The following is a 14,374-nucleotide window of genomic DNA, read 5'->3' as shown; positions in this document are numbered from 1 at the left end:
TGATGTTCTTTAATTTCAATGTTAGGTTTATTCTCACGCTTTCGCTAGTAAACTGATTAACAGGTAAATTTGAATTGATGAGGGACACCGTGGAGCCCATATTTTCTATTGGTATTCAATCACTGTGGGACGAAGTCAGCCAGATGCCCGCGGGTGGCGTGTGGTGGCTTAATTCTGACCGTTATCAGGACGCGGTAAGTCTGCTCAACTATACCTTAGCCGCGCAAAACAAAGAGGCCAGTGTTGCTGCCGTGGTGATGGGTGAAAACCCGAAAAACGTTGTAAAATTAAACCCTGATCGCGGACCAGAAAAAATACGTCTGTTTTCCATGCCAAATGATGAAAATGGTCTATACTCGCTGGGCCGTGATCTACTTTGTACTATCGAACCGGCACATTCTTTATTTATCCTTTTATGCAGCGATAATGCCCTGCAAAATATTACGCCGAAGAAACTTCGCGGTTGGCTGGCACAAATGCAGAAATGGGTAAAATATCATCATTGCACGCTATTAATCATTAATCCCGGTAATAACACTGACACACAGTTATCTTTGTTACTGAGTGAATATCGTTCATTATCCGGTCTCGCAAGTGTCCGTTTTCAGGGCGATAATTATCTTTTCGATATTGCATTCTGGTGTAACGACAAAGGCGTAAGTGCGCGACAACAGCTTCCAGTCATTCAGGATAATAATGGATGGCGGGTATCGCAAGAGGTCGAAGCCATCGTACAACCCCGCAGCGACGAAAAAGACGTGCTATGTAATATTGCCGTGCTGGAAGGCGCGCCGCCGCTCTCGGAATACTGGACGCTGTTTGATACCAACGATGCGGTCTTTAACGCCGCGCGCACCGCGCAAGCCGCCACCATCATCTTCACCGTGGCGCAAAACGCGCAGATTGAACAGCTCGCCACGTATATTCATACGCTACGCCGTCAGCGTGGCAGCGCGCTGAAAATCATCGTACGGGAGAGCACCGCCAGCCTGCGTGCTACCGACGAACGTCTGCTGCTCGGCTGCGGCGCGAATATCGTGGTGCCCTGGAATGCGCCGCTGTCGCGCTGTCTGACACTGATCGAAAGCGTTCAACGGCAATTGTTTAACCGCCATGTGCCGGAAGATATCGCCACCCTGCTGTCAATGACGCAGCCGCTAAAGCTGCGCGGGTTCCAGAAATGGGACGTGTTCTGCGAAGCAGTACATAACATGATGACCAATCCGCTCCTGCCCGCGGACGGTCGCGGGGTGATGGTCGCGCTGCGTCCGGCGCCAGGGCTGCGTGTCGAGCAGGCGTTAACGCTCTGCCGCCCCAACCGAACGGGCGATATCGTGACTATCGGCGAGAACCGCCTGGTGCTGTTTTTATCCTTCTGTCGCATTAACGATCTCGATACCGCCCTCAATCACATCTTCCCGCTGCCGACGGGCGATGTTTTTTCTAACAGGATGGTCTGGTTTGAGGATAAGCAAATTACTTCAGAAATCCGGCAGATGCAGGCGGTTAAACCTGAGCGCTGGACAACGCCGCTGCCGATCACCACAGGACCGGAGACCGTGATGAACGTTGAGCACGACGGACGTAGCTGGCGCCGTAACCCGGAACCGATTCGACTGGCAGAGTCTCACGGAGAGCATGCATCATGATGTCGATAAGCGATATTCTGCAACTGATCGTGCTCTGCGCACTGATCTTCCTCCCACTGGGCTATATGGCGCGCCATTTCCGGCGTCGAATTGAAACTACGTTACGGATGATGTTTTTTAAACCTCGTTATGTGAAACCGGCAGGCGTACTGCGCCGAACATCGACCGTTCAGGGCAAAGCGAAAAAATGACTAATTCAATTCACACCGCTACGAGGCCGTCCCCCCTCTGGCAATACTGGCGCGGACTTTCCGGGTGGAACTTTTACTTCCTGGCGAAGTTTGGTTTGCTGTGGGCGGGATACTTAAATTTCCACCCCATGAAAAACCTGGTGTTCATGGCGTTTTTGTTGTTACCCATTCCCAGCTCACGGCTGCACAAATGGCGTAACTGGATAGCCATCCCCATTGGCTTTGGCCTGTTCTGGCATGACACCTGGCTGCCCGGCCCGGAAAGTATTATGAGCCAGGGATCGCAGGTGGCCGGTTTCAGCGCCGACTACATTCTCGATCTCGTGACCCGCTTTATTAACTGGCAGATGGTCGGCGCCTTTTTTGTCCTGCTGGTGGCCTGGCTGTTTTTAACCCAGTGGGTGCGGGTGACGATTTTTGTGGTCGCCATTATGGTCTGGTTGACGGCCATTACCCTGATCGGCCCGACCTTTACCTTGTGGCCTGGTGGCCAGCCAACGACGACGGTCACCACCACTGGCGGTCAGGCAGCGGCGACCCTCGCCGCGGCGGGGGATAAACCCGTGATTGGCGATATCCCTGCGCAAACCGCACCGCCCACCTCCGCGAACCTGAACGCCTGGCTGACCAGCTTCTATGCGGCGGAAGAGAAGCGGAAAACGACTTTCCCGGCCTCCCTTCCGGCCGATGCGCAGCCGTTCGATGTGCTGATCATCAATATCTGTTCGCTGTCGTGGTCGGACATTGATGCCGCCGGGCTGATGCAACACCCGCTGTGGGCGCATTTCGATATCGTGTTTAAGAACTTTAACTCCGGCACCTCCTACAGCGGCCCGGCGGCGATTCGTCTGCTGCGCGCGAGCTGCGGTCAGCCATCACACACCAACCTGTATCAGCCGGCGGGCAATGAGTGCTATATCTTTGACGACCTCGCCCGTCTCGGCTTTACCGAACAGCTGATGCTGGGGCATGACGGCGTGTTTGGCGACTTCCTGAAAGAGGTGCGTAACCAGGGCGGCATGCAGGCGCCGTTGATGGATCAGAAAGGTTTGCCGGTGCAGTTGCTCGGCTTCGACGGTTCGCCGGTGTATGACGATCTGGCCAACCTCAACCGCTGGCTTGATAAGCAACAACAAGCCAACGCGCCGCGTACCGCGACCTTCTTCAACACCCTGCCGCTACACGACGGTAACCACTATCCGGGTCAGAGTAAAACGGCAGATTACAAAGCGCGTGCGCAGAAGCTGTTTGACGAGCTGGATCAGTTCTTCACCGGGCTGGAGAAATCCGGGCGTAAAGTGATGGTGCTGGTGGTGCCGGAACATGGCGGCGCGCTGAGGGGCGATAAAATGCAGGTCTCTGGTCTGCGCGATATCCCAAGCCCGTCGATCACTAACGTCCCTGCGGCGATAAAATTCTTCGGCATGAAAACGCCGCATCAGGGCGCGGCGGTGGAAATCACCCAGCCAAGCAGCTATCTGGCGATTTCCGAACTGGTGGTTCGCGCGGTGGATGGCAAGATGTTCACTCAGGACAACGTAAACTGGCAGCAGTACACCAGCAACCTGCCGCAAACGGCACCGGTGTCTGAGAACTCGAACGCGGTGGTCATTCAGTATCAGGGCAAACCTTACGTCCGGCTGAACGGCGGCGACTGGGTGCCGTACCCGCAGTAATTCTGTGATGTGACGGGCAGGGGGTTGCCACCTGCCCGTCTGGTGCCACGAACGGCTGTTTTTACATTACGCCAGCGGCTTTTCGCCGTTTTCGTCCTGGTCGACCGTGAAGCAGGCAACCAGTTGACCGTTGTAGTCTTTCAACTGCGGCTGTAGCTGCGTGCAGGGGCCGAAACGGCGCGTGCAGCGGGCATTAAAGGCGCAACCCGGCGGTGGATTCAACGGGCTCGGCAGCTCGCCGGTGAGCTTGATGCGCTCGCGGCGATCGTCCGGGTTCAGACGCGGGGTGGCAGACAGCAGCGCCTGCGTGTACGGATGGCGCGGATTGCTGAAGATCTGATCCTTCGTGCCTTTCTCCACACAGCGACCGAGATACATCACCATCACTTCATCGGCGATGTGTTCCACCACTGACAGGTCGTGAGAGATAAAGACGTAGGAAAGCCCTAAATCCTGCTGCAGATCCATCATCAGGTTTAATACCTGCGCACGGACGGAGACGTCGAGCGCCGACACCGGCTCATCGGCGATCACCACGTCCGGATCCAACATCAGACCGCGGGCAATCGCGATACGCTGGCGCTGACCGCCGGAGAACATGTGCGGATAACGGTCATAGTGCTCGGTTTTGAGCCCCACTTTCGCCATCATCGCCAGCGCTTTCTCACGACGTTCCTCTTTGCTGAGTGCGGAGTTGATTTTCAGCGGCTCTTCGAGGATCTGCCCGACTTTCTTACGCGGGTTCAGCGATCCGTACGGATTCTGAAAGACGATCTGGATCTTCTGTCGGCGCAGCTTTTGCGCGTGCGGATCATGCTTGAGCAGATCCTGCCCCTGATAATAGAGCTGCCCGCCCGTTGGCGTTTCGATCATCGTCAGCAGGCGACCCAGCGTGGATTTCCCACACCCGGACTCGCCCACCACTGCCAGCGTTTTACCGCGTTCGAGGCTGAACGATACGCCGTCCAGCGCTTTCACCAGTCGCTCCGGCGAGAAGAGCCCCTTCTTCACCGGATAGTGTTTTTTCAGGTCGATAGCCTGCAGCAACGGCTGCTGCAGGGTGGCCTCTTGCGAACTCATAATGTGGGCCTCCCGGCATCATCGAGCGGATAGTGACATTTTGACTGACGGCTACCGTCAACAACGTTCAGCGCCGGTTCTTCAGCACGGCATTTTTCGGTGGCATACGGACAGCGCGGGTTGAGCAGACAGCCTGTCGGGCGATCGTACTTACCCGGCACCACGCCCGGCAGCGAAGCCAGACGCGCTTTGTCCTGCGCAAATTCCGGCAACGCGCGCAGCAGCGCCTGAGTGTATGGATGACGCGGCGCGCGGAAGATGTCCTGCGCTTCGCCGGTTTCGACAACCTGCCCTGCGTACATCACGATGATTTTATGTGCCGCTTCTGCCACCAGCGCCAGATCATGGGTGATCAGGATCAGCGCCATGTTCTCTTTCTGTTGCAGTTCCAGCAGCAGTTCGATGATCTGCGCCTGGATGGTGACATCGAGCGCCGTGGTCGGTTCGTCGGCAATCAGCAGCTTCGGACGACAGGCAATCGCCATCGCGATCATCACGCGCTGGCTCATCCCGCCGGAAAGCTGGTGCGGATAGACATCAAGACGCGACGCCGGATCGGGAATGCCGACCTGGTTCAGCAGGTCAATCGCCCGCTGACGGCGCGTTTTCTTGTTGCCGCCCTGATGCACCTGAATGGCTTCCATAATCTGGTAGCCGACGGTGTAGCATGGGTTCAGGCTGGTCATCGGATCCTGGAAAATCATCGCCACTTCCGCGCCCACCAGCTGGCGGCGCTCTTTTTCGGAAATGCGCTTTAGATCCTGACCGTTAAACTCAAGGCTTTCTGCCATCACGCGGCCGGGATAGTCAATCAGCCCCATGATCGCCAGCGAGCTGACTGATTTACCGGAGCCGGACTCCCCGACGATGCCGACGACTTCACCCTGATCCACGCTGTAGCTCACACGATCTACGGCGCGAAACTCGCTGCCTTCGTCGCCGAAGTGCACCGATAATTTATCTACATTCAATAACGCCATCTCGTGCCTCTTACTGCTTCAGTTTGGGATCGAGCGCATCACGCAGCCCGTCGCCCATCAGGTTAAATGCCAGCACCGTCAGCAGGATCGCGACACCCGGGAAGGTGACGACCCACCAGGCGCTTTGCGCGAACTGCAACACGTCGGAGAGCATGGTGCCCCACTCCGGTGTTGGCGGTTGCGCACCCATGCCAAGGAAGCCAAGAGCGGCCATATCGAGAATGGCGTTAGAGAAACCGAGCGACGCCTGAACAATCAGCGGCGCAAGGCAGTTCGGGAAAATGTTGACGAACATCTGGCGCATCGCCCCGGCGCCTGCCACGCGCGAGGCGGTAACGTAATCGCGGTTCACTTCCACCAGCACCGCCGCACGTGTCAAACGCACATAATGCGGCAGGGCAACGAAAGTCAGCGCCAGCGAGGCGTTAACGATGGACGGGCCGAATATCGCCACCAGCACCAGCGCCAGCAGCAGACTTGGCAGCGCCAGCATGATATCGACGATACGCATGATGATGGTGTCGACGATGCCACCGAAGTAACCTGCCACCAGGCCGAGGATAATCCCCATCACCAGCGACAACACGACCACCAGACAGCCCACCAGCAGCGACAGGCGCGCGCCATACATCAGTCGCGTCATGATGTCGCGGCCCACGTCGTCAGTGCCAAGCAAGTGCGCGAAGGTTCCGCCTTCCATCCATGCCGGCGGCGCCAGCAGCGTATCGCGGAACTGATCCGCCGGGTTATAGGGCGCGATAAAGTTCGCGAACACGGCGATGAAGATCATGATGGCGACGTACACCAGCCCCACGACGGCGCCTTTGTTGCGTTTAAAGTAGTGCCAGAACTCCTGCATCGGGGTCATTGGCACGGGTGCTGCTACGACTTTATTTTCAGTAACTTGTGACATGATGGCCCCTTACTTCTTATGTCGAATACGCGGGTTCACCACGCCGTACAGCAGATCGACCAGCAGGTTGACGAGAATAATCATCGTCGCGACCAGCAGAACGCCGCCCTGAACGACCGGGTAATCACGACGCTGCAACGCGTCAATCAACCAGCGCCCCAGGCCGGGCCAGGAGAAAATGGTTTCGGTCAGGATCGCCCCGGCCAGCAGCGTGCCCACCTGCAGACCGATAACGGTCACCACCGGCAGCATGGCATTACGCAACGCATGAACGATGATCACGCGCATGCGGGTCAGCCCTTTGGCGCGCGCGGTACGAATGTAATCTTCACCCAGCACTTCCAGCATTGCCGAACGGGTCATACGCACAATCACCGCCAGCGGGATGGTGCCGAGGACAACAGCGGGCAGGACCATGTGCGCTAAAGCGTCGATGAAGTCACCCGACTCGCCCCAGATGGCCGTGTCGATCAGCATAAAGCCGGTTAGCGGCAGGGTATCGTCGAGGAAGACGGAGTCGCTGATACGCCCGGAGACCGGCGTCAGGTTCCATTGTACGGACACCAGCATAATCAGCATCATGCCCCACCAGAAGATGGGCATGGAGTAGCCGGTCAGCGCGAGGCCAACCGCGGTATGATCGAAAATAGAACCACGCTTAACAGCCGCCAGCACCCCAACCGGGATACCCACGGCAACCGCAAAAATCATGGCGCAGACACCGAGCTCCAGCGTCGCTTTGAAACGCGGCACGAACTCGTCCCACACCGGCAGACGGCTCTTCAATGAGATCCCTAAATCGCCGTGCAGAACACCCCAGATATAGTGAAGATATTGCTGCCACATTGGTTTATCGAGGCCAAGTTGGGCCAGCAGCTGTGCATGACGCTCAGGGGAGATACCACGCTCACCCGCCATAATCATTACCGGGTCGCCGGGGATCATATGGACGAAGGCAAAAGTGAGAAGGGTAATACCGATAAACGTCGGGATAACTAATCCCAGACGTCGGAGGATAAACTGCAACATAACCCGGATTCTCTATAATGACGCCCCGCCTGGTGACGGTGCGTCTGTATTGCTCACAAATCTTTCTCCACTCGCCAACTGACAAGGGATAAAGCACTGCTGCCGGGTGGCGCTACGCTTACCCGGCCTACGATGTGTAGGCCAGTGCAAGCGCAGCGCCGCCTGGCGTTGCTTTTAATTATTCAACAGAGACGTTTTCGAAGTGGTGTTTACCTAACGGATCAACCACATAGCCTTTGACTTCTTTACGCACCGGCTCATACACGGTGGAGTGGGCGATGATCAGTGCCGGAGCCTGGTCATGCATCACTACCTGAGCCTGTTTGTACAGTTCAATACGCTTGTTGTGATCGTCGGTCGCACGCGCCGGCTGAATCAGATCTTCAAACGGCTTGTAGCACCAGCGAGAGTAGTTGGAACCGTCTTTGGCCGCCGCGCAGCTGAACAGAGTGGCGAAGAAGTTATCCGGATCCCCGTTATCACCGGTCCAGCCCATCATCACAGTCTGGTGTTCACCGGCTTTCGCACGTTTCAGGTACTCGCCCCACTCGTAGGTCACGATCTTAGCGGTAACGCCCACTTTCGCCCAGTCAGCCTGAATCATCTCAGCCATACGGCGCGCGTTCGGGTTGTACGGACGCTGTACCGGCATTGCCCACAGGTCGACGCTAAAGCCTTTTTCCATACCCGCTTCTTTCAGCAGTGCTTTGGCTTTTTCTGGATCGTAGGTGTAATCCTTAACGTCGTCGTTGTAGCTCCACATGGTCGGCGGGATCAGGTTCTTCGCGGCCTGGCCTGCGCCCTGGTAAACCGCTTTGATGATCGCTTCTTTGTTCACCGCATAGGTCAGCGCCTGACGCACTTTCACGTCGTCAAACGGTTTCTTCTCGGTGTTATAGGAGAGGTAGCCCACGTTCAGGCCCGGCATCTCCATCAGGTTCAGGTTCTTGTCCTGCTTCATGCGAGCGATGTCAGCCGGGTTCGGGTACGGCATCACCTGACACTCGTTTTTCTGCAGTTTGGCGTAACGCACGGACGCATCCGGGGTGATAGAGAACACCAGACGGTCGATCTGCGGTTTGGTACCCCAGTAATCCGCGAACGCTTTGTACAGGATACGGGAGTCTTTCTGGTACTGCAGCAGCTGGAACGGACCGGTACCGATTGGGTTCAGGTCGATTTTTTCCGGCGTACCGGCTTTCAGCATGTTGTCAGCATATTCTTTGGACATAATGGATGCGAAGTCCATCGCCAGATCGGCGAGGAACGGCGCTTCCGGACGGGTCAGCACGAACTGAACGGTGTTATCGTCCACTTTCTTCACTTCGCTGATCAGTTCCGGCAGGCCCATGCCTTCGAAGTATTCGTAGCTGCCGCCAGAAACTTTGTGATACGGGTTTTGATCATTCTTCTGACGATCGAAAGAGAAAACCACGTCATCAGCGTTGAAATCGCGGGTCGGTTTGAAGTCTTTGTTATCCTGCCACTTCACGCCTTTGCGCAGATGGAACGTGTAGGTTTTACCGTCTTCGCTGACTTCCCACTTTTCAGCGAGGCCAGGGATCACTTCTGTCGTCCCGATTTTAAATTCAACCAGGCGATTATAAATTGGCACCGAACTGGCATCGTAAGTCGTACCAGAGGTGAAAAGCTGTGGGTTAAAGCCTTCCGGCGAGCCTTCTGAACAATAGACCAGGGTTTTTGCTTGCACGCTTGCTGCGACTGTCATTGCCACCAGGCTCAGTCCAAGCTTCAGCATCCCTGACTTTTTCAAGGAAATACTCATTGTTGTGCTCCGAATGTGATGTTGTCTGTTGTGTTTTGTCCGCCAGCCTTTATTTGTTTTTTGCCCGGTCTGGTCGGCAGTGCCCGAAAGCGTTATGAGAGATGGGGAATCCTTTCACAAGGTCGACTGAGTTGCAGTGCAGATTGTCCTTAAAGTGCCCCTCATGCCCTACAATCTGTCAACAGAATGTGCAAACGTCAATACAGGTAACCAGGATTTACAACGAGGGTGAGAAACGGCAAACAAAGATTAAAAAAAGTTCGACGTGTTATTTTCAGCAGGGAAATTTATGCTACGCACCACAAAGCAGCACAAATCTCTCCATATTCTGCAACAAACAGTGATTAACATTTATGCAAAATGGCAAAAAATTCGTGCAGTATGGTGAATATCTGAGCGATTAATACCAGTAAGCGTAAAACGCTCAGCGGAAAATGCTGCGCTTATCCATAAGTAACGCGCAAAAAGAACTATGCAAATATAAAAAAATACAATGGAATATGTCACAAAATAGTTAACTGATGGTGAGAAGTGGGGATCAGCGGGATTTTGGTGGGTTTGCTGCTTGCTTTTGTCGGGTGGCGCTTCGCTCGAGTCGAACCTCTTTCCCCCGGAGGTTCTCATCCTCTCGGGCTTAAAAGCACAAAAGCCTGCTCGTTGAGCAGGCTTTTAAATTTGGTCGGTGATAGAGGATAACTCGCCACTGCGTGGCTCGCCCTTCGGGCCGTTGCTGCGCAACGTTCTCTCGCTTCGCTCGAGTCGAATCTCTTCCCCCGGAGGTTCTCATCCTCTCGGGTTTAAATGCACAAAAGCCTGCTCGTTGAGCAGGCTTTTAAATTTGGTCGGTGATAGAGGATTCGAACCTCCGACCCCTTCGTCCCGAACGAAGTGCGCTACCAGGCTGCGCCAATCACCGAATGCGGGGCGCATATTACTGCCGTGATGCTACCCCGTCAATCCCTTATTGAGAAAAAGCCATCCGATCGCCGAGAAAGTCGCCATCACTGCGATTTTATTACGCCTTTCGCGCTGTTTGGGTTATGGCACCAGTCGTTATTCTCATTGATTCCGCCGTCCGGCGAGGTGTAGCCCAGGCACCCCATGATGGTGTCATACAGTTCAACGTGACGGCGTGGCACTTTCATTTCCGCCTGCTGCTTCAGGTGGGCAAAGGCGTCAGCGTTGGTCGGGTTTTCCAGATACTTATCCGACATCCATACCATCATCGGCACGCGGAACTGCTCTGGCGGCGCCAGCTTACGCGGCGTGCCGTGCAGGTGCTCCTGTTCGTTGATCGACTCGCCGTGATCCGCGGCATAGAACACAATTGCTTTCTTGTCGCGCAGCTGATCCAGCACCTGGCTGATAAAAGTATCCACGTAAAGCACCGAGTTGTCGTAAGCGTTGATCAGCTCCTGCTTGCTGCAGTACTTATTGATCCCCACACATTCCGGCTGCCACTTCGCAAAGTCACGGGTGTAACGCTGGTAATAGCTCCAGTGAGACCCTTTGGTATGCAGGATGAGAAGATGCTTACCCTTTTCGTGCTCTTTCAGTGACACCGACATCTCATTGAGCAACAGCATGTCGTCGACATTTTTTCCGCGGTTGCGCGGTTCGGCGCCAATCTGCTCGCGGTAGGCGATGTTGTCAGCCATGGTGTTGCTGTAGAACCACATTTCGCTCTGCATCGCGAACAGGTCTGAGCTAAAGCCCAGTTGCTTCAGTACTGCAAAGACGTTCTGCTCTTTCAGCGTACGCTGCGGATTCTCATCCGCACCGCCTTCGCGCACAAACATGCAGCGCAGTGAGAGTTTCGTTGCCGTATCGCAGGAGTAGCCGCGGAACGCCACCAGGTTTTTCTCCTGCGCCAGTTTCGGCGTGGTATCCCGTTCGTAGCCCAGAATCCCCATATGATCCCAGCGCGTGGTTTCCCCGATGATAAACACCACATACGTGTCATCCAGCGCGTTGCCGGGGGCGTTATAGGTAAACTTTTTCGCTGGGTTAATCAGTGATTTATAGTCGGACGATTCATCGACCTGCGCCCAGGCATACAGGCCCAACGCCGAGAGCCAGTTCGACGGCAGATAGGAGTTCGCGACCACGCCGCCGTAGCTCGGCATATCAACGCCAGTCGCTTTTTCGATTTTCTTTTGCTGCTGCTCCATCACTCTGATCGGCGCCCAGACCAGCAGACCGGCCATTACCACCACTACCACATTGCGGACGCGCTGCCCGCGGGTCCGCACCTGGCGCAGCAGCGTATAGCGGCAACGGTTACTCCAGATAAAGAACAGCGGCGGCAGGCTGGTCGCGACTGTCCAGAGAATAAAACCCCGGCCCACCACTTCTTTCGACAAATCGATATCCGTGGTCATGACCGAGGCAATAATGCCGTAGCCAATCACTACATTCATAAAGGTCATGTAATAGCTGGCAGCGGCAGAGACAATGACGATAAGCGTCGCCAGTATTTGCCAGGGACGGCGCCCGAACAGCGACAGCAGCCGCAGCACGCAGAAGGTGGCAAGCACCGAACCACACAATTCGATGACGGCAAAAATTCCATTTCTTGCAGTGAAGTGCTCCAGATAACCTTCGAGTCGTCTGAACAAAACCGCGCCGTTCAGAAACAGACCAATGTACACCGCCAGCATCAGACACAGCCTCTGCTGGGTGAGGGACTTAATATAATTCATGCAAGCAACCCTAGAATAAGGGGTAAAAAAACTGACATACCTGTCGCGTGACAGTCAGCAGAGTAAGTAATCGCTTAACAAATCGTTATAAGAAACGTCTACAAGCGCGGTAAGTAGACCACGACATTAAGAAATAATTACAGCGGGAAGTGTGATTCAGGCAAAGCTTTACAAAAGTTCAAGTCTTGTTCAGCACAAAAAACAACTTTTCTGCTCAGTTTTCAGACAAATTACAGACAAAAAAAGCCGGTTTCCCGGCTTTTCCTTTTTGAAGCGATCAGGCATGGGCGTGCTGATACATTTCTGCTTTTGGCTGGCGAATCGTTGTCGACAGAGCCAGTGAAAGAATAAGCAGGGCAAAGATGACGCAAAAGGTCACGTAGAAACCGCCAAACAGAGAGGCAATCAACGACCCGCAAATACTGCCGATGCCGAAGCCTAAATAAATCACGCCGTAGTTTTTCGCCAGGTTATTGAGGCCAAAGAATTCGCTGACCAGTGACGGGAACACGGTGATGGTGCCGCCAAAGTTAAAGGCCACACAGGCGATGGCAGCAAAGAAGGTCATGGCATTGAGCGGGGCGAACAGGAGGGCAGCCATCCCGATGAGCGAAATCACCTGACCAATCGTAATCACGCGGATACGGGCAATTTTGTCAGACAGGATGCCGAGCACCAGGCGACCGCTGAGGTTGGCGATGGAAATAACCGTCACCGCATTGGCGGCTGTCAGCACATCAAGATGCACCATGCCCTGAGCAATATCTTTCGCCACGCCAATCACATAGAGGCCGCTCATGCAGGCGGTCAGGAACATCACTGCCAGCATCCAGTACTGCGGTTTGCGCATGGATTCGGCGAGAGTAAAGTCATTCACCGCCACGCCGTCGGTGGTTTTCACTGCCTGATCCGGCGCATCGGTCATTAGCGTCGCGCCGAAGACAATCATCACCAGCACAATCGCGCCCCAGATAATGAAGGTTTTTTCCAGGCCGACGCTGGCAAGCAACTGGCTGTCGATAAACTTAAAGCCCAGGCTACCGAGACCGTAAGAGCCAATCGAGAAAGCGGAGATCAGCCCCTTACGTTCCGGGAACCATTTCACGCAGTTAGAGAGCGTCAGCAGGTAACCCGCGCCATCCGCCAGACCCACCAGGATCCCCGCGCTCAGCCAGAGCATCATCAGGCTACTGGAGTGCGCCGTCAGGAAAAAGCCCAGCCCCAGCAGAACGCCGGAGGCCATGGTCACACGTTTCACGCCAAAACGCTCCTGCAGCTTACCGGCAACGGAGGACGAGATAGCCAGCCCGAGGCTTAACAGACCAAAGGAAAACGCCACCTGGCTTACCGGTTCGTTGAGTTTGTCAGAGAGTGAGCTGTTGAAGAGGCTCCAGGTATAGACCGATCCGAGCGCGAATTGCGTCACGATGGTACCGAACAGCGTCAGCCAGCGGGTGTGTTGCGTAACAGGTTTCATAGCAGATGCGCCTTTATCTATTCACTGGCGCTACCATAACGAAACGCATTTCATGCCAGGGGGAAAAGGGCATGAAATGCTGTGAGAGCGGAATGAAATGCATGCCTTGCGGAATGAATGACATGGCGTTAATCGCCAGATGCGCGTTGAAAACGTAAGTTAGTGCCTACTTTCAGCGAAGGATGCGCCATTACTGTAATTGAAATGTAAACCAGTTGCTAAAGCAAAGCTAAAATGCAGCGCTGACGCCTAGCACATACAGGGTATTTTCGCCATAAAGGGTGTTGTCGGTTTGCGATAACGACGCATAAGCCGCCAGGTGCGAATTCAGCGACATATCCGCGCCGACGGTCACATCCACCCAGTTACTGTTCGGCTCTGCGCCCGGCACCCGATACAGGTCGGACGGCGACTGCCACGGATCATTACCATCCTGCTGATTAAAGTTAAACTGCGCCCACGGACGTACCCCCCACAGCAGGCCGGAATTCACCCGCCAGCCCACGCTCAGGGTATGCATCCCCTCCGGCGACACGCCTTTCGAGGTATTCGTCGTAAATCCCACCGCGCTCTGTGAAGCGTTGATCCGCTCAGCGAGAATATCCTCGTAGCGCGGTTGGTGATCGCTATCCCATGTATAGCGTTCCGACGTATTACTTTGCGGGCCGATAGCGATATATTCCTGTTGCCAGGCAAAAACATCCGTCGCCATACCGATCCAGACGGAGGTACACACCGGAACCAGTACGCTCCAGCGGCCACAGAATTTCTTTATAATCATGAAACGACTCCAGAAAAGAGCCGAACCCGGCGGTATTGTTATTTGAAGAGGCTTTAATAACCCTTATTAACTATTGTCTCTTTAACAGACACGTCAAGCCGAAGCGAAGA

11 protein-coding genes, 1 tRNA gene and 1 other RNA gene are annotated in these 14,374 nt (G+C 54.9%); 3 read left to right on the top strand and 10 right to left on the bottom strand.

Going from position 1 to position 14,374, the window contains the following annotated elements:
* The first annotated feature begins 77 nt into the window (after positions 1–77).
* From bcsE to bcsG, 3 genes are read left to right on the top strand one after another with little or no spacing between them, the layout of a single operon-like run.
* On the top strand, positions 78–1,649 hold the full coding sequence (bcsE, locus tag QMG90_RS00775) for a cellulose biosynthesis c-di-GMP-binding protein BcsE (RefSeq protein ID WP_283283855.1): 1,572 nt from the start codon (positions 78–80) through the stop codon (positions 1,647–1,649).
* Positions 1,646–1,840, top strand: coding sequence for a cellulose biosynthesis protein BcsF (gene bcsF, locus QMG90_RS00770; protein WP_283282252.1), 195 nt, complete (start codon positions 1,646–1,648; stop codon positions 1,838–1,840). The genes bcsE and bcsF overlap by 4 nt, the downstream gene beginning before the upstream one ends.
* Positions 1,837–3,516, top strand: coding sequence for a cellulose biosynthesis protein BcsG (gene bcsG, locus QMG90_RS00765; RefSeq protein WP_283282250.1), 1,680 nt, complete (start codon positions 1,837–1,839; stop codon positions 3,514–3,516). The genes bcsF and bcsG overlap by 4 nt, the downstream gene beginning before the upstream one ends.
* 66 nt (positions 3,517–3,582) lie before the next feature.
* Here bcsG and dppF read toward each other — a convergent pair whose 3' ends face one another.
* From dppF to QMG90_RS00715, 10 genes are all read right to left on the bottom strand, one after another.
* Positions 3,583–4,596, bottom strand: coding sequence for a dipeptide ABC transporter ATP-binding subunit DppF (dppF, locus tag QMG90_RS00760; RefSeq protein WP_283282247.1), 1,014 nt, complete (start codon positions 4,594–4,596; stop codon positions 3,583–3,585).
* Positions 4,593–5,576, bottom strand: coding sequence for a dipeptide ABC transporter ATP-binding protein (gene dppD / locus QMG90_RS00755; protein WP_049848529.1), 984 nt, complete (start codon positions 5,574–5,576; stop codon positions 4,593–4,595). The genes dppF and dppD overlap by 4 nt, the downstream gene beginning before the upstream one ends.
* A gap of 10 nt (positions 5,577–5,586) precedes the next feature.
* Positions 5,587–6,489, bottom strand: a complete 903-nt coding sequence (gene dppC, locus QMG90_RS00750) for a dipeptide ABC transporter permease DppC (RefSeq protein WP_283282244.1) — start codon at positions 6,487–6,489, stop codon at positions 5,587–5,589.
* 9 nt (positions 6,490–6,498) lie between these two features.
* The gene (gene dppB / locus QMG90_RS00745; protein ID WP_283282243.1) at positions 6,499–7,518 is read right to left on the bottom strand and encodes a dipeptide ABC transporter permease DppB; all 1,020 of its coding nucleotides are present in this window, start codon (positions 7,516–7,518) and stop codon (positions 6,499–6,501) included.
* Positions 7,519–7,696: 178 nt separating this feature from the next.
* The gene (gene dppA, locus QMG90_RS00740) at positions 7,697–9,304 is read right to left on the bottom strand and encodes a dipeptide ABC transporter periplasmic-binding protein DppA (RefSeq protein ID WP_283282241.1); all 1,608 of its coding nucleotides are present in this window, start codon (positions 9,302–9,304) and stop codon (positions 7,697–7,699) included.
* A gap of 676 nt (positions 9,305–9,980) precedes the next feature.
* Positions 9,981–10,112: non-coding RNA, RtT sRNA (locus tag QMG90_RS00735), on the bottom strand.
* A 31-nt stretch (positions 10,113–10,143) separates the two neighbouring features.
* Positions 10,144–10,220 (bottom strand) — tRNA-Pro (locus QMG90_RS00730).
* A gap of 85 nt (positions 10,221–10,305) precedes the next feature.
* The gene (eptB, locus tag QMG90_RS00725; RefSeq protein ID WP_283282239.1) at positions 10,306–12,006 is read right to left on the bottom strand and encodes a kdo(2)-lipid A phosphoethanolamine 7''-transferase; all 1,701 of its coding nucleotides are present in this window, start codon (positions 12,004–12,006) and stop codon (positions 10,306–10,308) included.
* A 277-nt stretch (positions 12,007–12,283) separates the two neighbouring features.
* Positions 12,284–13,483 carry an L-lactate MFS transporter gene (locus tag QMG90_RS00720; RefSeq protein ID WP_283282237.1) on the bottom strand — a complete coding sequence of 400 codons (1,200 nt, stop codon included), beginning with the start codon at positions 13,481–13,483 and terminating at the stop codon, positions 12,284–12,286.
* 229 nt (positions 13,484–13,712) lie between these two features.
* On the bottom strand, positions 13,713–14,264 hold the full coding sequence (locus tag QMG90_RS00715; protein WP_283282235.1) for an autotransporter outer membrane beta-barrel domain-containing protein: 552 nt from the start codon (positions 14,262–14,264) through the stop codon (positions 13,713–13,715).
* Between the last annotated feature and the right edge of the window lie 110 nt (positions 14,265–14,374).

It is taken from the genome of Trabulsiella odontotermitis (genome assembly GCF_030053895.1).
Lineage (GTDB): Bacteria > Pseudomonadota > Gammaproteobacteria > Enterobacterales > Enterobacteriaceae > Trabulsiella > Trabulsiella odontotermitis_C.
The sequence above is the reverse complement of the archived record's forward strand: the minus strand, read 5'-3'. Positions and strand labels throughout refer to the sequence as shown.

Coding starts and splice junctions, on each gene's coding strand:
- bcsE (WP_283283855.1), top strand. CDS start 78: ATGAGGGACACCGTGGAGCCCATATTTTCTATTGGTATTCAATCACTG.
- bcsF (WP_283282252.1), top strand. CDS start 1,646: ATGATGTCGATAAGCGATATTCTGCAACTGATCGTGCTCTGCGCACTG.
- bcsG (WP_283282250.1), top strand. CDS start 1,837: ATGACTAATTCAATTCACACCGCTACGAGGCCGTCCCCCCTCTGGCAA.
- dppF (WP_283282247.1), bottom strand. CDS start 4,596: ATGAGTTCGCAAGAGGCCACCCTGCAGCAGCCGTTGCTGCAGGCTATC.
- dppD (WP_049848529.1), bottom strand. CDS start 5,576: ATGGCGTTATTGAATGTAGATAAATTATCGGTGCACTTCGGCGACGAA.
- dppC (WP_283282244.1), bottom strand. CDS start 6,489: ATGTCACAAGTTACTGAAAATAAAGTCGTAGCAGCACCCGTGCCAATG.
- dppB (WP_283282243.1), bottom strand. CDS start 7,518: ATGTTGCAGTTTATCCTCCGACGTCTGGGATTAGTTATCCCGACGTTT.
- dppA (WP_283282241.1), bottom strand. CDS start 9,304: ATGAGTATTTCCTTGAAAAAGTCAGGGATGCTGAAGCTTGGACTGAGC.
- eptB (WP_283282239.1), bottom strand. CDS start 12,006: ATGAATTATATTAAGTCCCTCACCCAGCAGAGGCTGTGTCTGATGCTG.
- QMG90_RS00720 (WP_283282237.1), bottom strand. CDS start 13,483: ATGAAACCTGTTACGCAACACACCCGCTGGCTGACGCTGTTCGGTACC.
- QMG90_RS00715 (WP_283282235.1), bottom strand. CDS start 14,264: ATGATTATAAAGAAATTCTGTGGCCGCTGGAGCGTACTGGTTCCGGTG.